The following is a 21,089-nucleotide window of genomic DNA, read 5'->3' as shown; positions in this document are numbered from 1 at the left end:
ATCGTCTAGAGGCCTAGGACACCGCCCTTTCACGGCGGTAACAGGGGTTCGAATCCCCTTAGGGATGCCACTTTATTTTTCTTTAAAAGTACAGTGAACTATATGAGAAAACCCACGTAATATGTAAATATTACGTGGGTTTTTTTTTGCCTTTTATTTAGTAGTAAAGTTAGTGAGCACATTATTATTGGCAGAGTTTACTTTTAACTTTATAGTGTTATACCAATTCCACTAAATTATTGCCCACTTGTGCTGGTTAAAATTTACCAAGGCGGCGTTGCTCTCAATCCCAATAGCTAGCTATTGTTCAATCGAGCGCCATACCCTGAAATATTATTCATGTGCACAACAAGATCACTAACTTAATGGAACTTGTATTAACTCAAATTGAGGTAAACCTCATTGATACACTATAAGGACATAATATGAGCAAAATTAACTATCCGATCAAAGGGGCTTGTCAATGTGGACAAGTGACGTATCAGTTGTTAGCACCGCCACTGATGATCGCGGCTTGTCATTGCCGACAATGTCAAAAGCTTTCAACGAGTGCGTTCAGCATCACCGCCGTGGTAAATACTACCGATATAGAATTTACCGGGGAAATGCATGAGTGGAGTCGGCGGGCTGACAATGGCAATACTAATGGCGCTAAATTTTGCCCTCGTTGTGGTAACCGCATCTATCATTTTAATCCAGATGATCCTGATAAAATAAAATTAAAACCAAGTACTTTAGAAGATACCCAGGTAATTCAGCCAAGTATGCATATTTGGACCAGTGAAAAACAAGCATGGTTTACCTTACCAACAGATTTACCCTGTCATGAAAAGCAGCCTTTTTAATTATTTACCAGCTTAATGGTGACTTGGTGTTTGTGGTGTAAAGTTAAAATCGAAGGGGTTAGTTATGACTGAGCAGAAAAAAATTTCTATTTCACTGGTGTTAGGCAGTGGTGGTGCAAGAGGGCTAGCCCATATTGGTGTTATTCATTGGTTAGAAGAGCAGGGCTTTGACATTGTCTCTATTTCTGGCTGCTCTATGGGTGCTTTGATTGGCGGCATATATGCTGCGGGTAAACTTGATGTTTTTGAAAAATGGGTTAGGGACATCAATAAAATTGATATCTTAACTTTACTTGATTTATCTTGGCAAAAAAATGGTCTCGTTAAAGGTGACAAAATAATTGCTACGCTCACCGAGTTAGTGGGTGATATCGCAATTGAAGATCTGCCGATAAAATATACCGCCGTTGCTGCTGATATAGCTAATGAAAAAGAAGTGTGGCTAAGCTCTGGCAGTTTATTCGATGCTATTAGGGCCTCTATTTCTTTGCCGCTATTTTTTACCCCATTTCATTACAAGGGCGTAGATCTTATTGATGGCGGTGTACTGAATCCTGTTCCTATTGCGCCAATATTTAGCGATCATACGGATTACTCTATCGCGGTAAACTTAGGTGGTAGCGTCAAAACCGTAAACACTGCTGATAAAGATACCGCTGTTATTACCAATCAGCCAACAAGTAAAGTAAGTAACTTCTTAGCGCGCTTTAAAAATAAGATTGTGAAACATAATGCCAACGAATGGGGCGCCTACGATATTGCTAACCAGGCGTTCGATGCGATGCAAAGCACCATTGCTCGGCAAAAGTTGGCGGCATACCCGGCCGATCATTTTGTCGAAATAGCGCGTAATGCCTGCGGTACCTTAGAGTTTCATCGAGCAGATGAAATGATCAAACTAGGTTACGATACCGCCCAAAAAAGTCTGTCATCTTTAGTTACTAATGATATTGCGATATCAAACCCGAGTGTTAAGGAAAAGTAATTATGTTAAATGGCATGCATCATGTAGCAATCATCTGCTCCGATTATCAAAAATCGAAAGACTTTTATACCCGTATCTTAGGCTTAAAAGTGCTAGCTGAAAATTATCGAGCAGCACGTGATTCTTATAAACTTGATTTAGCCTTGCCTGATGGCACACAAATAGAGCTTTTTTCTTTTCCTAATTCTCCTAACCGGCCAAGCTTTCCAGAAGCTCAAGGACTTAGGCATTTAGCCTTTAATGTTGAGAGTGTCGAACAGGTTTGTCAGTATTTAACTGGTTTAGGTATTGACGTTGAGCCGATAAGAGTGGATGAATATACTGGTAAAAAATTTACTTTCTTTAGTGATCCTGATGGTTTACCGTTAGAGCTATATCAGCAAAGCTATTTCAAATAAATTAAGTCAAATAACTTAATTCAAATAAGTTAAGTGTGCCTGTTAACCATGCATACTTAATTCAAATAAGTTAAGTATGCATGGTTAACAGGCACACTTCACAGGTAAAACGTTAGTACAAAAAAACAAGGATGGTTATGATTAAGAATTTAGTGATACTAATGATTGTCGTTATATTGACTACATCAGGCTGTGTAGTCATTCCAGAAAAAGACTTTACCGCAAAATACAAGTGTGGCTTATCAACGGATAAAAAAATTTTGAAGTTTGTGAATTTACTTGAAAATGATAATAGTTTTTATGCCTGGAATGACGAGATATTAGCAGTAATAACAGTCCCTACCTCGGCTATCGTTTCTGGGGTCTATGTGGCAGTATATAATACTTACCACTTTGCAGAAAAAACAATTAAGTGTTCATAACCCCTCTAATAGTAAAATAAATAAAAAAGGATATTTAGATGAGCTATCAAGAAGTGCTCAATTTTTGGTTTAAAGAAATAGAACCTGCTAATTGGTGGGTTAAAGATAGTGCTTTTGACAATTCCATAACGGAAAAATTTCTTAGTATTCATAATGCAGCAAAACACTGTGAATTAGCACCTTGGCGAGAAACAGCACATGGAAGGTTGGCTGAAATCATTGTTTTAGACCAATTTTCCCGAAATATGTATCGAGATACGCCCCAAGCCTTTGCCTGCGATGGTATTGCTTTAGTACTTGCGCAAGAAGCCATTGCGGCCGGTACCGATAAAGCCCTCAAACCAGTAGAGAAAAGCTTTTTATATATGCCTTTTATGCACAGTGAGTCATTAGTCATCCACGAAAAAGCACTAGCGCTTTATCAGGCTAATGGCATCGATAGCAATGTTGAGTTTGAAATAAAACATAAAGAAATTATTGAACGGTTTGGTCGCTATCCGCACAGAAATAGTATTTTAAACCGACAGTCGACGGCTGAAGAACTTGCTTTTTTAAGCCAACCTAATTCTTCATTTTAAAGCGGTTAATGTAAATTGTTTAACTATACCCGTTCCACTTGAAGGAGCAGGATTCAGCTGGAATTATAAACGCTTTTAGGCAAGGCATAGATTGAAGATAATGGTTGTTCCCTTGTCGAAATCAATAACGTAGCATAAAGCGTTTATAAACCAGCCCTTAGGGGAAGCCTGAGCAAAACATACTCGTCGTAACATTTGTTTTTAAGGGAATGACCCTTAACAAAAAAATGTGCCTTGATTTTGATTCACTCAAGTTTCCTGAAACAAGCACCTGCAGGTGGATCGGGTATATATGTAATTACTTTTCATTGATATTACTCATTTGTGCTGCTCAACTAGAGCAAGCACAGTTCGGTTTTTCACTTTGCACGGGATTTAAACGCTTAATTTATCCAGGTGATTTACTTCAATTTCATTCATTAACTTATTCCTTCCTTAGTTTTACTCATAATCTTCAGATAGCCCAGGTCATAATAATTTACAGTTTATGCTGCTAATTGCCGGTTATTGTCGACAATTGTGGTTTTATTCACTTGAATAATCTATTATTTAAGTTATTATTGTCTTAAGTAATTATCTTTGTCGACAATGTTGCATTGTTTGATAAAGGATGAAAAAGTATTAATAAGCTTAAATGAGACAATATGCTTTTACAAAACCCAACAAAACAAGCAGCAGTAACCACAGCCGATAAAGTTTTTGAACAGTTGCAACATGCCATTGTTGAAGGGGATATGGCCGCAGGTAGCAAAATAAGCGAGCCTGAGCTTGCTAGACGCTATGAAATAAGTCGCTCTACTTTACGTGAAGCATTAAATCGACTGGAGAAATGCCACCTTATTGAACGTAAAGCCAATGTTGGCTCACGCGTCGTTGATTGTACTATCGAAGGTTTACTTGAACTCTATATTACCCGAGAAGCACTTGAAGGCATGGCGTGTAGGCAAGCGGCCCTAAACATGACCGATGAAGAGATAGCGCATATGCAAGATATGCTTGCTCAACATGCCGGCGATAAAGCACTGCAAGATGGTGTGGCTTACTACCAAGAAGAAGGCGATGTTGATTTTCACTATAAAGTTATTCTTGGCAGCCACAATCAGCAGTTGATCAACCTTATTTGTGGTCAGTTGTATCATTTAGTGCGTATGTACCGTTGTCAATTTGGTATGCATAGCCCAAGGGCTACTCGTGCATTTACTGAACACTCAAATATTATTCAAGCAATCAGTGATAGAGATGGTGAACTAGCCGAGCTATTAATGCGCCGTCATATTGCCGCTTCACGTAAAAACATTGAAAATAAAATTGCCCTGCAACAAGCAGAGCAAGAATCATAGGAGATCTAAGATGTCAGCAAACGTATCAACAAATAATATTTCACCGGGTAAAAAATTTCGTCTTGCCCTAGAAAATAATAAACCCTTGCAAGTGGTCGGTACGATTAATGCGTATTGCGCCATGATGGCTGAGCAACTTGGCCACCAGGCTATTTACTTATCCGGTGGTGGTGTGGCTAATGCTTCTTACGGTTTACCAGATCTAGGTATGACATCACTTAATGATGTTATTGCTGATGTACAACGTATTACAGCTGCATCAAGTTTACCTTTATTAGTTGACATTGATACTGGCTGGGGCGGCGCGTTTAATATTGCTAAAACTATTCGTGATATGGAAAAATCCGGAGCAGCTGCGGTTCATCTTGAAGATCAGGTTGCGCAAAAACGTTGTGGACATCGCCCAAATAAAGAAATTGTATCAACGCAAGAAATGGTTGATCGTATTAAAGCCGCTGTCGATGCCCGTATAGATAGTGACTTCTTTATTATGGCGCGTACAGACTCTTTTGCACAAGAAGGCCTAGAAGCTGCCATTGAACGTGCTAAAGCTTATGTTGTTGCAGGTGCCGATGGTATTTTTGCTGAAGCCATTAAAACTGAAGAGCATTACCGTGCTTTTACTGAAGCCCTTGATGTACCTGTACTGGCTAATATCACTGAATTTGGTCAAACAGAGCTGTGGAATAAAGCACAATTAGCTGAGTGGGGCTGTGCCATGGTGCTTTACCCATTATCCGCTTTTCGTGCCATGAATAAAGCTGCTGAATCAGTTTATAAAACATTACTAGCCGATGGCGATCAAAAGGCAGAAATAGACAACATGCAAACACGCATGGATTTATATGACTACCTTGGTTATCACGATTATGAACAAAAGCTTGATTCCCTTTTTGCCGAAGGTAAGAATAAATAGGTAAAGGGTGCTGAAGGCAACAACAAGTAACTGAATAAGAAATCTAATAATAAATATAAGTATCGAAATTGAATTAGGGCAATGACTTAGAAAATTAATTTTAAGAATAATTCAAAAATAATTCGAACATTTAATTTTAAGAATATGAGGAAAGAATCATGAGTGATAAAAAAATGAGTGGCGCAGGATTACGTGGTCAAAGTGCTGGTGAAACAGCGTTATGTACGGTAGGAAAATCAGGCTCAGGCTTAACCTATTGTGGTTATGATATTGCTGATTTAGCCGAAAACTCTACCTTTGAAGAAGTTGCCTATTTGCTCTTTAATGGTGAACTACCTAATGAAAAAGAGTTAGCAACATATAAAGCTGAATTGATGGGGATGCGTGATTTACCCGCGGCTTTAAAAGCAGTATTAAAGCTTATTCCTAAAGATGTCCACCCAATGGATGTTATGCGTACGGGGTGTTCTTTTTTAGGTAACTTAGAGCCAGAAAGTGATTTTACCGAGCAAAATAACGCAGCAAATCGTTTATTAGCCGCTTTTCCAGCAATCATGTGTTATTGGTACAAATACAGCCATGATGGTGTAGAAATTGATTGTCAGTCTTCCGAGACTTCTCTTGCCGGGCACTTTTTACGTTTATTAAACGGAGAAAGTCCTTCAGAGCAACATCAGCGTGTAATGGATGTATCTCTCATTCTTTATGCTGAGCATGAATTTAATGCCTCAACATTCACTGCTCGTGTTTGTGCTTCAACCTTATCTGATATGTTCTCTTGTATTACTGCTGCTATTGGCACTTTACGTGGACCACTGCATGGTGGCGCTAATGAAGCAGCGATGGATATGATTCAGGGCTTTAGTTCACCGAGTGATGCGAAAGAGCAAATGGCGGGCATGTTAGCGCGCAAAGAAAAGATTATGGGTTTTGGCCATGCAATTTACCGCACTAGCGATCCACGTAATGTCATCATTAAAGCTTGGTCTGAAAAACTCGCCAAACAAAATGGTGACACATCACTTTATGATATTTCAGTTGCTTGTGAAGAATACATGTGGGATACCAAAAAATTATTCTGTAATGCTGATTTCTTCCATGCCTCAACCTATAATTATATGGGTATCCCGACAAAATTATTTACCCCTATTTTTGTTTGTTCACGGTTAACCGGTTGGGCAGCGCACGTTATGGAACAGCGTTCAAACAACCGTATAATCCGACCAAGTGCGGATTACACTGGCTCTGAACCACGTACTGTTCGTCCTATTTCTGAGCGATAGGAGAGACTTGTTATTTGCTACTACTTCATCGTCAGAAAATAGTCACATATACTTATATGTTCATATTTTCTTCCTTGAATTAGTGGCAAATTCCGTCGTCTGATTATGCATTTTAAATATTTAATAAACTGAAGATATTAAACCATTATTTGTTAGAGTTTCCTGGATTAACTTATGAATTACCAATACCGAAAACCCTTGCCTGGCTATAAAAATAAGGGCGCTACTATAGATTTTTTTGATACCCGTGAAGCTATCGAAGCCATTAAACCAGGCTCATATGCTAAATTACCTTATACCTCACGTGTACTGGCAGAGCAATTAGTACGTAGGTGCGACCCTGCGACACTGACCGATTCGTTAAAGCAAATTATTGAAGTTAAGCAAGACCTTGATTTTCCTTGGTATCCAGCTCGTGTTGTTTGTCATGATATTTTAGGTCAAACCGCCTTAGTTGATTTGGCTGGCCTTCGTGACGCTATTGCTGAACAAGGTGGCGACCCATCAAAAGTAAACCCCGTAGTACCGACCCAATTAATTGTCGACCATTCATTAGCTGTCGAAGCGCCGGGATCTGATCCAAAAGCTTTTGATAAAAATCGTGCTATTGAAGACCGTCGTAATGAACAGCGTTTTCACTTTATTGAATGGACCAAAACGGCCTTTAAAAACGTTGATGTAATTCCGGCCGGTAACGGTATCATGCATCAAATAAACTTAGAAAAAATGTCACCAGTTATTCAAGCGCGTGACGGTGTTGCTTTCCCTGATACTTGTGTTGGTACCGACTCTCATACACCACATATAGATTGCCTCGGGGTTATTGCTATTGGTGTTGGCGGCCTAGAAGCTGAAACGGTTATGCTTGGTCGACCTTCTATGATGCGTTTACCTGATATTATTGGTGTTAAGTTAACGGGCAAGCGTCAACCTGGTATTACTGCTACGGACATGGTCTTAGCAATCACCGAGTTTTTACGCAGTCAAAAAGTGGTATCTGCTTACTTAGAATTTTTTGGTGAAGGCACTAAAAACTTAACAATTGGTGATCGCGCAACTATCTCAAACATGACACCGGAATACGGTGCATCAGCAGGTATGTTCTACATCGATGAACAAACCATTGATTACTTGAAAATCACTGGTCGTGAACCAGAGCAAGTAAAGCTTGTGGAAACTTACGCTAAACACACCGGCCTTTGGGCTGATGATCTCGTTGAGGCGCATTATCCGCGCGTTATCGAATTTGATTTATCAACCGTATGTCGTAACTTAGCTGGGCCTTCTAATCCGCATCGTCGTTTAGCAACAGCTGATTTAGTGTCGAAAGACATAGCGAAAAATTTGGATGCTTGTAAAGCACAAGAAGCAAAGGGGCAAATGCCTGATGGCGCGGTAATTATTGCTGCTATTACCTCATGTACTAACACCTCAAATCCACGTAACGTTGTTGCTGCTGGTCTTGTGGCTAAACGCGCTAATGAATTAGGTTTAGTACGTAAGCCCTGGGTTAAATCGTCATTTGCCCCGGGTTCTAAAGTAGCGAAACTGTATTTAGAAGAAGCAGGGCTGCTCTCTGAAATGGAAAAATTAGGTTTTGGTATAGTCGGTTACGCCTGTACTACTTGTAACGGTATGAGCGGCGCGTTAGACCCTAAAATACAGCAAGAAATTATTGACCGCGATTTATACTCTACTGCCGTTTTATCTGGTAACCGTAACTTTGATGGTCGTATTCATCCACACGCTAAACAAGCATTCTTAGCATCGCCGCCATTAGTGGTTGCTTATGCCATTGCTGGTACCATGCGTTTTGATATTGAAAGAGACATCTTAGGTCAAGATCAAAAAGGCAACGACATTACCTTGAAAGACATTTGGCCATCGGATGAAGAAATCGATGCAATCGTCGCTTCATGTGTCAAGCCTGAGCAATTCAAGAAAATTTATGCACCCATGTTTGATTTAGGAGCGTTTGAACCGGCAGAAAGTCCATTATACGATTGGGATGAAACCAGTACTTATATTCGTCGTCCGCCATATTGGGAAGGTGCTTTAGCGGCTGAACGTACCATGAAAGGCATGCGCCCGTTAGCCGTGCTTGGCGATAACATTACCACAGATCATTTATCACCATCCAATGCTATTCAGTTAAACAGTGCTGCGGGTGCTTACTTAGCTAAAATGGGTTTACCTGAAGAGGACTTTAATTCATATGCCACCCACAGGGGCGATCATGAGACAACTCAGCGTGCAACGTTTGCTAACCCTAAATTGTTCAATGAGATGTGTCGTGATGAAAACGGCAATGTGAAGCAAGGCTCTCTCACTCGTATAGAGCCTGAAGGAACTGAATCACGCATGTGGGAAGCCATTGAAACTTACATGGAACGCAAGCAACCATTAATTATTATTGCCGGTGCTGACTACGGTCAAGGCTCTTCACGTGACTGGGCGGCAAAAGGTGTTCGTTTAGCTGGTGTTGAAGTCATCGTTTCTGAAGGTTTCGAACGTATTCACCGCACTAACTTAGTCGGTATGGGTGTATTACCTTTAGAATTTACTAACGGTGAAACACGTCATACTTATCATATTGACGGCAGTGAGACCTATGATGTTGTTGGTAAGACATCTCCAGGTGCAGAGATGACGGTTATAATGACACGAAAAAATGGTGAAATTGTTGAAATTCCGGTGAAGTGTCGTTTAGATACAGCGGAAGAAGTTACCGTTTACGATGGCGGCGGGGTATTACAAAAGTTTGCCAATGATTTTCTTAAATCTAATGCCTAATTTTCATGTATAAACAGCTATTTTGACTAATAACTGCATTGAAAGTACTCACTTGGTAAACCAAGCTCCGTGCTTTCGCTTTGTTTTAAGTCAAACTATCAAGTTTCTAAAATGAAAATTAATCAAATAATTTACATATTACAGTGGCACATTGATCTAAAAGACAATGTGCCATTTTTATGAAAGCAAAAGGGAAGAATAATGTCTCATGTTCCTCAAGTACATACGCCACAGATAAAAATCCCAGCAACTTATATGCGTGGTGGTACATCAAAAGGTGTATTTTTTAATTTAACGGATTTACCAAAAGATTGTCAGGTCGCTGGCAGTGCTCGTGATGCGTTGTTATTGCGCGTCATTGGTAGTCCAGATCCTTACGGTAAACAAACCGATGGTATGGGCGGAGCAACGTCAAGCACCAGTAAAACAGTCATCTTAGCTAAAAGTGATGTTGCTGATCACGATGTTGATTATTTATTTGGCCAAGTGGCTATAGATAAACCCTTTGTCGATTGGTCAGGTAATTGTGGTAACTTAACTGCGGCTGTAGGCTCTTTTGCGATAAATTCAGGTTTGGTTGCTGCAAGCCGTATCCCTGATAATGGTGTCTGTACGGTTCGTATTTGGCAGGAAAATATCAGTAAAACCATTATTGCTCATGTTCCTATCAGTAACGGTGAAGTACAAGAAACCGGTGACTTTGAGCTCGATGGTGTGACTTTCCCTGCCGCGGAAGTGCCGGTTGAATTTATTTCTCCTGTCGATCCTTCGGAGGCAATGTTCCCAACAGGAAATGTTGTAGATGAGCTCGAGGTGCCAGGAGTTGGCACCTTTACAGTGACCATGATCAGTGCTGGCATTCCTACCATATTCTTAAATGCGGCTGACCTTGGTTATACCGGTACAGAGCTACAAGAAGCTATTAACGGCGATGAAAAAGCACTCGAGCGATTTGAAACTATTCGTGCCTATGGCGCGGTTAAAATAGGCTTGATTAGTGATATTTCTGAGGCTAAAACACGCCAACATACGCCAAAAGTAGCTTTTGTTGCTCCTGCGCAAGACTATGTTACTTCCAGTGGTAAATCAGTATCATCTACTGATATAGATTTACATGTGCGTGCCTTATCAATGGGGAAATTGCATCATGCGATGATGGGTACTGCGGCGGTAGCTATAGGCACTGCTGCGGCTATCCCAGGAACTTTAGTCGCTCTTGCTACCGGTAATACTGCTGGAGAAGCTGCAGGGTCGGTCACTTTTGGTCATCCATCGGGTACTTTGAAAGTAGGCGCAGAAGCATTATTAGATAATGATAAATGGACAGTAAAAAAAGTCATTATGAGCCGAAGTGCTCGGGTATTGATGGAAGGTTGGGTGAGGGTGCCTGCATCTTAGCCAAAAGTTAAACTAAATCGAGAAGTGAGTGATTAAGTTAACTGCTAGCTAAAATTAGTGATTTTTTTACTTCGGGGCAATAAAAAAGCGCAGCTATTGCTGCGCTTTTTTGTGTTTACATTTTATACTAACGGCAAGAGTTAGAACTTAAATTCAGCGCCCATGGCTAGTGAAAATAAATCAAAGTCTTGGGTGTAATCAATAGGTTTGCTAATGTCGAGTTTCTTGCCATCCATGTTTGCTCGTTACCTTTTAACTTAACTCGATAATAACCATGGCACTGAGTAAATGTCTAACTTAATCACATCTTTTTACTTTTAATTATTCGCTAGGCAGTTTATAAAGAGTCATTACTTATTATCGTCATAAGAGAGCCAAGCTTGTCTGACATTACCACTCGTACACCTTTATTGAACGCAAAACTGGTAACTTACCTTATTGCCAGCGTATTGTTATGCAGTATCCTTACCTTTAAAGTGAGTGCTACAACGCTAACCCTTGCTGATAATCTGATATTACGCGATGTTGATGATAAAGCCGTTGAGCACGGTTTCTTGTCAAAAAAGCAAACCTTTAACATAACGCAAGGCGAACATACTTTAGTTGTTAAATACAAAGATGTTTTTGAAGACTTAGATTTTGCCGAAGAAAGGTTAGTTACATCCGATTATTTTGTTGTTAAATTTACCCTTGATGAGCAGCAGACACTATTTTTATCGACCAGTAACATTCGTGACTTAGCCGCAGCCGAGCGCTTTGCTAATGCACCGGAAGTGATATTGCTTGATGAAAAAAAACAAGAAGTAGTTTTGGTGTTAGAAACGTTAAGTGACTATAAGTTAGCTAAACAGGTAACCAAGGTGATTACTACGTTGTCAGAGCCAGTTGTTACCACGCAGAGTAATAACACAGCAATCAATGTCACTACAAACGAACAAGTTTTCAATAATAAAGTTATCGAAAATCTTAATGCTGTGCCCATGCTTAAATACTGGTGGCAAAAGGCCAGCAATACTGAAAAATCCAGTTTTATTGATTTTATAAAAAAAACCAAGTCATTAGAATAGGGCGACTCCCTGTTCAATAATCTCTTTTTTACCGCTTAATTTAAGGAGCCAAGATGAATTTATTATCTTTTATCTGTTTACCAAAAAGTCATTTGCTAACAAGTCATTTACCGGCACTAAAAGGGCTACCGTCTTATTTTACTTTGTTCATGTGTTTGTTGTTGCCAAGCCAGGCTTTTGCTGTTGAAGAAGTTGGCATTGAGGTGACGGGCCAAGGCAGTGTCGTGGTTATCCCTGATCAATTTTCACTAACCTTAACTATTACTGAACGTGGTCGAGTGCCAAGTAAATTAAAAGCGTTAGTGGATAAAAAAAGTAACTCAGTAGTCAATGCCGCTAAAAGCTTAGCGATAAAAGAGAGTAATATTTCTTCTGCACGGGTTAATTTACGTATTGTCACTGAAAGGCCATCAATTCAAGTGCAGGGCGTCGAATTACATAAAAGGCAAGGCAGTGTTTATATCGATGGTCAAAGTATTAACCAACAAGCGAATAGTGTTAATACTCATAAACAGCCATTATTTGAATTAAGTCGTCAAATTACGGTGAAATTCGACCAAGTAGCCGATTACGATAGTTTCTTAGCGCAAATTATTAAAATAAATGTCAGCCGTATTTCATCGCTATCGATGAATGTAACAGCAAGAGACGAGTATTATCAGCAAGCTTTATTAGACGCTATTAGTCACGCACAGCAAAAAGCACAGCGAATGGCCAAACAAGCAGAGCGTGGTTTAGGTAAATTGCTCTTAGTGAAAGAAGTATCAAGTAATCATTATCAACCTATGTATGCTGAAGCAATGATGAGTGATGCAAGCCCTCGAGGTCATACTTCATTAATCGGTAGCCAAACCATTACGGCCCGTGTTTTGGTGAAATTTAGCCTTAAAGATTGAAAAATGAACGATTAACTGGCAATAGTTGGCTAATTGTTCGATAAAAGCTTTAATTACCGCGTGTTTTTAGGTATGTTAGCGCTTTTTAATATAGCTTTCTTCAACGGTACCTTTTAATGAGTAACCAAGCTGAACTTTATCATGAGCTATTAGGGCAAACTAAAGCGCTAATAACCAATGAATCTGATATTATTGCTAATATGGCAAATATTAGTGCCTTACTCTTTGAACGTTTGACTGAAGTCAATTGGGTTGGATTTTATCGTCTTATCGATGATGAGTTAGTCCTTGGCCCTTTTCAAGGTAAGGTCGCTTGCATTCGCATTCCAGTAGGGAAAGGTGTTTGTGGCACATGTGTTTCAACAGGAGACGTACAGCGTATTGCAGATGTTCATAAATTTGATGGCCATATTGCCTGTGATGCCAGTAGCAATGCCGAACTGGTTGTTCCTGTAAAAGTTGCCGGTAAAGTGGTTGCTATTTTAGATATTGATAGCACAGCGTTTGGCCGCTTTGATGAGCAAGATGAACAAGGCATTCGCTCGATTGTTAAAGTATTTGAGCAAAACATAGCGGCTCAGAATGATATTAAAGCATAAGTCATACCGAAAGTTTAAAACAGAAAAGTGAAGTTTGAATGAAAGAATTTGTGGTCATTCATGATTATCTAGTTAGCCAAGAAGTTGTTGGCGACTGGGATGGTCAAGAAGAAGAAGTTGCTGAGCGTATGAATGAGTTTTATCATACAATGTACGACTTAGCGGATGAAGATATAGATACGGAAGTTTTAGAGCAGTTATTGGACCTTATTTGGGATACCTGGATAGGCCAAGAAGTGATAGCTGATATAGAAACAGACGATATATATGATTGGTGTAAAAATGTGCTTGAGAATCCTGAGCAACATCTCCAATCTGAAGAATAAAGAAAGATAACCCTTGGCGCTATATTCTTGCTAGAGTGCTCTTACATAGAGTGACTCTTGTTTAAAAGTAAAGTCAGCTTAAATCAATTAAATTGTAAAAAAAAAGTGTAGTTATGGAAACTGAAATTAAACGTACAAGTACAAAAGATATTATTGCTTATTTAACTGAAAAATTCCCAGGGTGTTTTTCAATTAAAGGTCCTGTTAAACCGCTAAAAATTGGTATATTCCAAGACCTAGCAGAACAGCTTAAAGATGATGAAACGGTTAGTAAAACACGTTTACGTCAAGCGCTTAGACATTACACCAGCAGTTGGCGTTACCTAAAAATCATCAAGGTTGGCACTTCTCGTGTTGATGTTGATGGTAATGAAGTTGCTGAAATTGATGAAGAGCAAGCAGCTTACGCCAGCAAAACGCTTAAAGAAAGCCAAGAAAAGTTTGGTAACAAAAAAGCGGCAGACAGCGATGGAAAAAAACCTTATAAAGGTAAGCAAAGCTCATCAGCAGGTAGTAATAAACCCGCTGATAAAAAGCGTGATTCAGCTAAATTTAAATCGGTTAAGTCTTCAAGCAAACCTGTTGCTAAAAAAGAAGCTGCACCACTTAAACCTGTTGAATCAGCTACAATCAAAGTAGGTGGTAACGTTAGAGTGCAACTAGGTAATACACCAATGAAAGCTACTATCACTGAAATATCTGGTAAAGATATCAGTGTGCAACTTGACTCTGGTATGGTTATTAAGACGCAACTAAAAAATATCTACTTATAAAAAGTACAAAAGTCGTCACTGTTAACGTGGCGGCGGGCTTAGTAAAATTGCCAAGTCATATAGAATTTGAATAGGAAGTTAATGCATGCAAAAATTTTGTCGTATCGCACTCGCCGTATCTTTATCGTTAGGTTTGTCAGTTAGCGCAATCGCTTTTGAGAAGCCGCATACACCGGAAGAACTCCCTGTACTCATGCCTGAATCTCAGCATGCTACAGCAAGCAAGCGCATTACGGCACGATTTACCCGTGCACACTATAAGAAAGTTACCATTGACGATGCCTTGTCAGGTGAAGTATTCGACCGCTATATTAAACAACTCGATTATGCTCGTAATGTTTTCTTAGCAACCGATATTGATGGCTTTCAAAAACACCGTTCAGAGTTCGACTTAGTTTTGACCCGTGGCAAATTAGACGTAGCTTATGATATTTATAATTTAAATATGCAAAGACGTTTAGAACGTTACGAATATGCGCTTAGTTTATTGGCGGTTAAAGGGGATAAAAGCCCTTTCGATTTCACCAAAGAGGAAGTTTATTCTTTTGATCGTGAAAAGGCGCCATGGCCGGCAAGTGAAGCTGACTTGGATGAATTGTGGCGTTTAAAGGTGAAGTCAGATGTGTTAAACCTGACATTAACCAAGAAAAAATGGCCAAAAATCAAGGAAGTGTTAACTAAACGCTATAACTATGCGATAAAACGTTTAAAGCAGAGTGAAAGTGAAGATGCTTTTCAGCTATTGATGAATAGTTTTGCTCGTGTCGTTGAACCTCATACGTCTTATTTATCACCTCGCAATGCGGAACGTTTTCAAGTTGATATGAATTTATCTCTTGAGGGCATAGGTGCCGAGCTGCGTTCAATTGAAGATTATACCGTTATTCACCGTATTGTTACCGGCGGCCCAGCGGATAAATCCAAGCAGTTAAAAGCAAAAGATAAAATTGTTGGTGTTGCTCAAGGTGAAAAAGACTTTGAAGATGTCATTGGCTGGCGTTTGGATGATGTGGTCGAGTTAATCAAAGGTTCAAAGGGTACCACGGTACGCTTACAAATATTATCAGGGGATGACGAAGCGAATATCAAGGTTGTCTCTATTGTTCGCGATATCATTAAGCTAGAAGACAGAGCGGCAAAGTCTGAAGTTTATTTAGAAAATCCAAAAGATGCTGACAGCAAAAAATTGGGCGTTATCACTATTCCAAGTTTTTATAACAACTTGTCTAAAGATGTTAAAAAAGAAATTGCCACGCTTAAAGAGAAAGGCGTTGAGGGAATAATAGTTGACTTGCGTGGCAATGGCGGCGGCTCATTACCCGAAGCGACTTTATTAACGGGTTTGTTTATTGATAAAGGTCCCGTAGTTCAAATTAGAGATGGTGCCAACCGTATTCAAGTACAAAGTGATAGAGATGGCGTCAGTTATTTTGATGGGCCATTAACTGTTATGGTTGACCGCTACAGTGCATCTGCTTCTGAAATATTCTCTGCTGCCATTCAAGATTACGGTCGTGGTGTTATTATTGGTGAGCATACTTTTGGTAAAGGTACCGTTCAACAACACCGTGGTTTAGGTCGAGTTTATGACTTATACGAAAAACCATTAGGCAGCATTCAATATACCATCGCAAAATTCTATCGTATCAATGGCGGTAGTACACAGCATCGTGGTGTTTTACCTGATATAGCATTTCCTACTGCTATAGACCCAGAAGACTGGGGTGAGAGTAAAGAAGAAAATGCTTTGCCTTGGGATCAAATTCAAAAAGCAAAATATACACCGTTGAATGAATTAAATACCGATATCGACTATTTAACTTCATTGTATCAGCAGCGAATTAAAGAGAACCCTGAGTTTAATTACCTACTTGAAGATATTAGTATCTACCAAGCAGAAAAAGATGATAAAACCATTTCATTAAATCTTGCTACCCGCAAAGCTGAACGTGAAACGCGTAAAAGCAAACGTCTTGTTCGTGTTAACGAGCAACTAGCCTTATTAGGCAAAGATAAAATCACCAACTTAGATGATTTATCTGATGAACTAGATGATCTTGACCCGTTTTTAGATGAGGCGGCACGTATCACCTTCGACTTTATCTCCCTAGGTAAAATAGCTAAAAAATAATCTACAAAATTAAAGCAAAGCCGCCCATAGAGGCGGCTTTGTTATTCATTACGACTAAGCCAATTTATTCAATTGCCTACATATAACTATAATAAGAGAAGGTTTATATTTAATGTCAGAGTTAAAGCCAATTAAACAAGCGAGCATGTTAGATGCTTTTATTCCCGTTATTACCTTGGTTACCTTACTGACCCTAGCGGTAAGTTACTTTGGTGATAATTCATCGTATGGTCCAAATCAAATTGCCTTGCTTATTGCTATGGGTGTTGCCGTTGTTATTGGCATAAAAAATGGTCATGCTTGGCATGATCTTGAACAAGCTATTGTTAAGGGTATTTCCTTATCGTTAGGTGCAGTGTTAATTTTGTTCGCCGTTGGCTCTCTTATTGGTACTTGGTTATTATCAGGCACAGTACCTACCATGATTTATTATGGTTTGATGATTCTTGATCCTGCTTGGTTTTATGCGGCGGCGTGTGTAATGTGTGCTGTTGTTGCCATGAGCATAGGTAGTTCATGGACAACAGCGGCAACAATCGGTGTAGCATTAATTGGTATAGCGCAAGGTTTAGGTTTATCTCCTGCCATCACTGCGGGTGCTGTCATTTCAGGTGCCTACTTTGGCGACAAAGTATCGCCTTTATCAGAGACCACCAACTTAGCGCCTGCAATTGCTGGTAGTGAGTTATTTGCTCATATTCGATATATGTTTTGGACTACTATGCCGTCTATCGCTACAGCATTAATACTGTTTCTCTTTTTAGGTTTTACCGAGACAACGAGTACTAACAACGCATCAATTGATTTATTAAGTAGCCAACTTGCCGAGCAGTTCAACTTATCTTTATTTAACTTAGTGCCGTTATTGGTGTTACTTGTTTTAGCTATTAAAAAAGTACCGGCATTCCCAGCTGTTGCTATTGGTGCTTTGGTTGGTGGTTTATGGGCGGTAATCTTTCAACAAGATCTCATATTACGCTTGGCTAATGGTGAAACTAACGTCATAACCGCCAATATAATGGTGGTTTGGACGGCATTTTTTGATGGCGTTAGTATTGAAACAGGAAACAGTGAATTGAATGATTTACTTAGCGGTGGCGGCATGTCGAGCATGTTAAATACTGTTTGGTTAATTATGTGTGCGCTTAGTTTTGGCGCGGTTTTAGAGCACTTAGGTATGTTGAAAAAGTTTGTTGACGTAATTTTAGCATCAGCTAAAACAACGGGTAGCCTGATAGCGAGTACAGTAGCAACTTGTATCGGTACTAACTTATTAACCGCTGATCAATACATGGCTATAGTAATGCCAGGTCGTATGTATAAAGAAGAATACAAGCGCAGAGGATTAGATCCACTTGTATTGAGTCGTACTCTAGAAGATTCAGGTACCATTACTTCACCGCTTATTCCATGGAATACCTGTGCAGTTTACATGTCAGGTGTGCTTTTAGTGAATCCATTAGACTATATTTATTACTGTTTCTTTAACTGGATTAACCCTATTTTGGCGGTTATCTATGGCTTTATTGGTTTTAATATTAAAACGCTATCGACAAAAGTAAGCGCAACCGTTAGTCAAAAAGAGACGGCTTAATTGCCATTTTCATTCCCAAAGTAAGGCTCTACTATGTCATCTACTTTAGCAGACACAGCACCAAGATTTTTAGCGGACTACCGTCCAGCTGACTTTACGATTAAGACAGTAAACTTAACTATTAGCTTGAATGATAGCTGTAGCCAGGTTGTTAGCGAGCTGACCATAGTGCGACAGGGTGATAGCCAGAAAAGCTTACAGTTAAACGGTGAGCAGTTGACGCTAGTATCATTAGTGCTTGATAACCAGGCCTTGAGTAAAGATCATTATCAGCTCAGTGATACTTTACTGACCATTCCGGCAAGTAGATTACCGGAGAGTAATGAGTTTACTCTGACTATTACCACAGAGGTTAACCCGCAAGAAAACACTTCATTAGAAGGACTATTTAAGTCGGGTGATGCCTTTTGTACTCAATGTGAAGCCGAAGGTTTTCGCCGCATTACCTATTATCTTGATCGACCTGATGTAATGGCGACGTTTACGACTAAAGTAATCGCTAACAAAGCCCTGTACCCTTATTTATTATCCAATGGTAATAAAGTAGCGGCAGGCGAATTAGCGGATAATAAACACTTTGTCACTTGGCACGACCCATACCCAAAACCTTGTTATTTATTTGCCTTGGTTGCAGGAGACTTTGACTTACTTGAAGATAATTTCACTACGTCGTCAGGTCGTGAAGTTGCCTTAGAAATATTTGTTGATAAAGGCAACTTGGCCAAAGCTGAGCATGCCATGGTGTCATTACAAAAATCCATGGCTTGGGATGAAGAAACTTTTGGTCTTGAATATGACTTAGACATATACATGATTGTCGCGGTAGATTTTTTCAATATGGGCGCGATGGAAAACAAAGGCTTAAATGTTTTTAATTCCAAATATGTTTTGGCAGATAGCCAATGTGCGACAGATACAGATTATTTTAATATTGAAGCTGTTATTGCTCATGAATATTTCCATAACTGGACCGGGAATCGTGTTACTTGTCGGGATTGGTTCCAACTGAGTCTAAAAGAAGGCTTAACGGTTTTTAGGGATCAACAGTTTAGTGCGCAAATGCACTCAAGTGCAGTGACTCGTATTCAAAATGTACGAGTGTTACGTTCACAGCAGTTTGCTGAGGATGCCGGTCCTATGGCGCATCCAATACGACCTGAAAAAGTAGTGGAAATGAATAACTTTTACACCCTAACTGTTTATGAAAAGGGCTCAGAAGTTATTCGCATGTTACATACGTTAATTGGTGTTGCTAACTTTAGAAAGGGCATGGATTTATACTTTTCTCGTTTTGATGGTATGGCTGTTACCTGTGATGATTTTATCAATGCGATGAGCGATGCTAGTGGTAAAGATTTATCTCAATTTAAGTTATGGTATAGCCAGTCGGGCACACCGGTCATCAAAGTAGCAGAAAGCTATGATCCAAAAACCAAGGTCTACAGTTTAACCCTAGCTCAGCAATCACCGGTAACTAAGAGTCAGCCGGAGCCGCAAGAATTGCATATACCTATTAAAATTGAATTGATCAGTGAAAATAATGACAATGCGACTCAAAGTGAGTTATTGGAATTAACCCAAACAGAGCAAACTTGGCAGTTCAGTGGTTTTAACAGTAAACCGACTTTAGCCATGCTTAGCGATTTTAGCGCGCCGGTTAAACTGGTTTTTCAACAAGATGATGCCAGTTTACTGACCATTATCAAGCAAGCTAATAATAGCTTTTGTCGCTGGGACGCAGGGCAGAAATTGTTAATGTCCTATATACAACAATTAACCTTTGATCCTGATTATGTTATCCCCAATGAGTTAATCACCGCCATCAATGAGCTATTAACGGGTGAGGGTGATCGAGCATTCATTGCAGAGCAATTACTACTACCTAGTTTTGATGAAGTGGCTAGTTTGATGATAGATGTTGATCCCATGGCGCTTACCAGTGCTATAACGGCATTGTCACTGTTTATTGCCCAAAGCAGTCAGCAAGAATTGCTTACTAGCTATCAAGCATGCCAGCAGTTAGAGCCACAACAACAGTCAGCAGATGATTTAGCAAATAAATCACCAAATAAGTCGTCATACAATAGGGTTGCTAATCGCGCATTAAAAAATGTTTGTTTATCGTTCCTAAGTCTTTTACCTGAATATCAATATTTGGTAACACAGCAATATCAGCAAGCTACCGATAATGATGACATTCTACAAGAGAATATGACCGATAGTTTGGCTGCGTTAACCTGCTCAGCAAAGCATAACTTAACCGACTTGCATAAGCAGCTACAACACTTTGAACATAAGTGGCAACAAACGACTTTAGTGATGGATAAATGGTTTGCTTTAAATGCCGGTGTTGTCAGCAAAGATATTTTTGTGCAACTTGATAACTTATTGACCCATCCACAATTTAGTTTAAAAAATCCAAATCGAGCTCGATCTTTAATTGGTGCTTTTGCGATGAATAACCCTAAGTATTTTCATTGTCCGACTGGACGAGGTTATCAATTTTTAGCCGAGCAAATTGCAAAATTAAATGAAATTAATCCGCAAGTTGCTTCAAGACTGATCACGCCGCTCATTCAATTTAAAAGTTTTGCACCAAACCATCAAAAATTAATGAGGGCAGAGCTAGTTAAATTACAATCATTGCCTAAGTTATCAAATGACTTAAAAGAAAAACTTGATGCTGCGTTAAATGACTAAGCAATCTGAAATCTAAGACTATCACTGTATAGTAGCGTGCTCATT

Annotated in this window: 18 protein-coding genes and 1 tRNA gene; all 19 read left to right on the top strand. The window is 39.5% G+C overall.

What is annotated here, in order from left to right:
* The 19 genes from HRT55_RS19775 (at position 1) to pepN (ending at position 21,044) form a co-directional block, all read left to right on the top strand.
* Positions 1-70, top strand: a tRNA-Glu gene (locus tag HRT55_RS19775).
* A 355-nt stretch (positions 71-425) separates the two neighbouring features.
* Positions 426-845: a GFA family protein gene (locus tag HRT55_RS19770; RefSeq protein WP_291624049.1), complete on the top strand. Its 420-nt coding sequence runs from the start codon at positions 426-428 to the stop codon at positions 843-845.
* Positions 846-909: 64 nt separating this feature from the next.
* Positions 910-1,830: a patatin-like phospholipase family protein gene (locus HRT55_RS19765; RefSeq protein WP_291624048.1), complete on the top strand. Its 921-nt coding sequence runs from the start codon at positions 910-912 to the stop codon at positions 1,828-1,830.
* A gap of 2 nt (positions 1,831-1,832) precedes the next feature.
* Entirely contained in the window at positions 1,833-2,228 is a 396-nt protein-coding gene (locus HRT55_RS19760; protein WP_291624047.1) for a VOC family protein, read from the top strand.
* Positions 2,229-2,365: 137 nt separating this feature from the next.
* A complete protein-coding gene (locus HRT55_RS19755; RefSeq protein ID WP_291624046.1) occupies positions 2,366-2,650 on the top strand; it encodes a hypothetical protein in 285 nt (94 codons plus the stop codon).
* A gap of 38 nt (positions 2,651-2,688) precedes the next feature.
* Positions 2,689-3,228 (top strand): DUF924 family protein, encoded by a 540-nt coding sequence (locus tag HRT55_RS19750; RefSeq protein ID WP_291624045.1) that lies wholly within the window; start codon positions 2,689-2,691, stop codon positions 3,226-3,228.
* Positions 3,229-3,872: 644 nt separating this feature from the next.
* Positions 3,873-4,568 carry a GntR family transcriptional regulator gene (locus HRT55_RS19745; RefSeq protein ID WP_291624044.1) on the top strand — a complete coding sequence of 232 codons (696 nt, stop codon included), beginning with the start codon at positions 3,873-3,875 and terminating at the stop codon, positions 4,566-4,568.
* Positions 4,569-4,578: 10 nt separating this feature from the next.
* Positions 4,579-5,484, top strand: coding sequence for a methylisocitrate lyase (prpB, locus tag HRT55_RS19740; protein ID WP_291624043.1), 906 nt, complete (start codon positions 4,579-4,581; stop codon positions 5,482-5,484).
* 158 nt (positions 5,485-5,642) lie between these two features.
* Positions 5,643-6,767 carry a 2-methylcitrate synthase gene (prpC, locus tag HRT55_RS19735; RefSeq protein ID WP_291624042.1) on the top strand — a complete coding sequence of 375 codons (1,125 nt, stop codon included), beginning with the start codon at positions 5,643-5,645 and terminating at the stop codon, positions 6,765-6,767.
* Between the two features lie 174 nt (positions 6,768-6,941).
* Positions 6,942-9,560, top strand: coding sequence for a Fe/S-dependent 2-methylisocitrate dehydratase AcnD (gene acnD / locus HRT55_RS19730; protein ID WP_291624041.1), 2,619 nt, complete (start codon positions 6,942-6,944; stop codon positions 9,558-9,560).
* 201 nt (positions 9,561-9,761) lie between these two features.
* Positions 9,762-10,958 (top strand): 2-methylaconitate cis-trans isomerase PrpF, encoded by a 1,197-nt coding sequence (gene prpF, locus HRT55_RS19725; protein WP_291624039.1) that lies wholly within the window; start codon positions 9,762-9,764, stop codon positions 10,956-10,958.
* A 380-nt stretch (positions 10,959-11,338) separates the two neighbouring features.
* On the top strand, positions 11,339-12,025 hold the full coding sequence (locus tag HRT55_RS19720; protein ID WP_291624037.1) for a DUF2057 family protein: 687 nt from the start codon (positions 11,339-11,341) through the stop codon (positions 12,023-12,025).
* A gap of 53 nt (positions 12,026-12,078) precedes the next feature.
* Positions 12,079-12,921 (top strand): SIMPL domain-containing protein, encoded by an 843-nt coding sequence (locus tag HRT55_RS19715; protein ID WP_291624035.1) that lies wholly within the window; start codon positions 12,079-12,081, stop codon positions 12,919-12,921.
* Positions 12,922-13,037: 116 nt separating this feature from the next.
* Complete coding sequence (locus tag HRT55_RS19710; RefSeq protein ID WP_291624033.1) at positions 13,038-13,520, top strand: GAF domain-containing protein; 483 nt, start codon at positions 13,038-13,040, stop codon at positions 13,518-13,520.
* Between the two features lie 38 nt (positions 13,521-13,558).
* Positions 13,559-13,846: a hypothetical protein gene (locus tag HRT55_RS19705; protein ID WP_291611993.1), complete on the top strand. Its 288-nt coding sequence runs from the start codon at positions 13,559-13,561 to the stop codon at positions 13,844-13,846.
* A gap of 113 nt (positions 13,847-13,959) precedes the next feature.
* On the top strand, positions 13,960-14,619 hold the full coding sequence (proQ, locus tag HRT55_RS19700; protein WP_291624031.1) for an RNA chaperone ProQ: 660 nt from the start codon (positions 13,960-13,962) through the stop codon (positions 14,617-14,619).
* Between the two features lie 85 nt (positions 14,620-14,704).
* Positions 14,705-16,750, top strand: a complete 2,046-nt coding sequence (gene prc, locus HRT55_RS19695; RefSeq protein WP_291624029.1) for a carboxy terminal-processing peptidase — start codon at positions 14,705-14,707, stop codon at positions 16,748-16,750.
* A gap of 112 nt (positions 16,751-16,862) precedes the next feature.
* Positions 16,863-18,344, top strand: coding sequence for a Na+/H+ antiporter NhaC (gene nhaC / locus HRT55_RS19690; RefSeq protein WP_291624027.1), 1,482 nt, complete (start codon positions 16,863-16,865; stop codon positions 18,342-18,344).
* Between the two features lie 33 nt (positions 18,345-18,377).
* Positions 18,378-21,044: an aminopeptidase N gene (gene pepN, locus HRT55_RS19685; RefSeq protein ID WP_291624025.1), complete on the top strand. Its 2,667-nt coding sequence runs from the start codon at positions 18,378-18,380 to the stop codon at positions 21,042-21,044.
* The last annotated feature ends 45 nt before the right edge of the window (positions 21,045-21,089 follow it).

This window comes from Colwellia sp., from assembly GCF_013214175.1.
GTDB lineage: Bacteria > Pseudomonadota > Gammaproteobacteria > Enterobacterales > Alteromonadaceae > Colwellia.
The sequence above is the reverse complement of the archived record's forward strand: the minus strand, read 5'-3'. Positions and strand labels throughout refer to the sequence as shown.

Excerpts from the sequence above, each read along its gene's own strand:
- HRT55_RS19770 (WP_291624049.1), top strand. The coding sequence starts at position 426 with ATGAGCAAAATTAACTATCCGATCAAAGGGGCTTGTCAATGTGGACAA.
- HRT55_RS19765 (WP_291624048.1), top strand. The coding sequence starts at position 910 with ATGACTGAGCAGAAAAAAATTTCTATTTCACTGGTGTTAGGCAGTGGT.
- HRT55_RS19760 (WP_291624047.1), top strand. The coding sequence starts at position 1,833 with ATGTTAAATGGCATGCATCATGTAGCAATCATCTGCTCCGATTATCAA.
- HRT55_RS19755 (WP_291624046.1), top strand. The coding sequence starts at position 2,366 with ATGATTAAGAATTTAGTGATACTAATGATTGTCGTTATATTGACTACA.
- HRT55_RS19750 (WP_291624045.1), top strand. The coding sequence starts at position 2,689 with ATGAGCTATCAAGAAGTGCTCAATTTTTGGTTTAAAGAAATAGAACCT.
- HRT55_RS19745 (WP_291624044.1), top strand. The coding sequence starts at position 3,873 with ATGCTTTTACAAAACCCAACAAAACAAGCAGCAGTAACCACAGCCGAT.
- prpB (WP_291624043.1), top strand. The coding sequence starts at position 4,579 with ATGTCAGCAAACGTATCAACAAATAATATTTCACCGGGTAAAAAATTT.
- prpC (WP_291624042.1), top strand. The coding sequence starts at position 5,643 with ATGAGTGATAAAAAAATGAGTGGCGCAGGATTACGTGGTCAAAGTGCT.
- acnD (WP_291624041.1), top strand. The coding sequence starts at position 6,942 with ATGAATTACCAATACCGAAAACCCTTGCCTGGCTATAAAAATAAGGGC.
- prpF (WP_291624039.1), top strand. The coding sequence starts at position 9,762 with ATGTCTCATGTTCCTCAAGTACATACGCCACAGATAAAAATCCCAGCA.
- HRT55_RS19715 (WP_291624035.1), top strand. The coding sequence starts at position 12,079 with ATGAATTTATTATCTTTTATCTGTTTACCAAAAAGTCATTTGCTAACA.
- HRT55_RS19710 (WP_291624033.1), top strand. The coding sequence starts at position 13,038 with ATGAGTAACCAAGCTGAACTTTATCATGAGCTATTAGGGCAAACTAAA.
- HRT55_RS19705 (WP_291611993.1), top strand. The coding sequence starts at position 13,559 with ATGAAAGAATTTGTGGTCATTCATGATTATCTAGTTAGCCAAGAAGTT.
- proQ (WP_291624031.1), top strand. The coding sequence starts at position 13,960 with ATGGAAACTGAAATTAAACGTACAAGTACAAAAGATATTATTGCTTAT.
- prc (WP_291624029.1), top strand. The coding sequence starts at position 14,705 with ATGCAAAAATTTTGTCGTATCGCACTCGCCGTATCTTTATCGTTAGGT.
- nhaC (WP_291624027.1), top strand. The coding sequence starts at position 16,863 with ATGTCAGAGTTAAAGCCAATTAAACAAGCGAGCATGTTAGATGCTTTT.
- pepN (WP_291624025.1), top strand. The coding sequence starts at position 18,378 with ATGTCATCTACTTTAGCAGACACAGCACCAAGATTTTTAGCGGACTAC.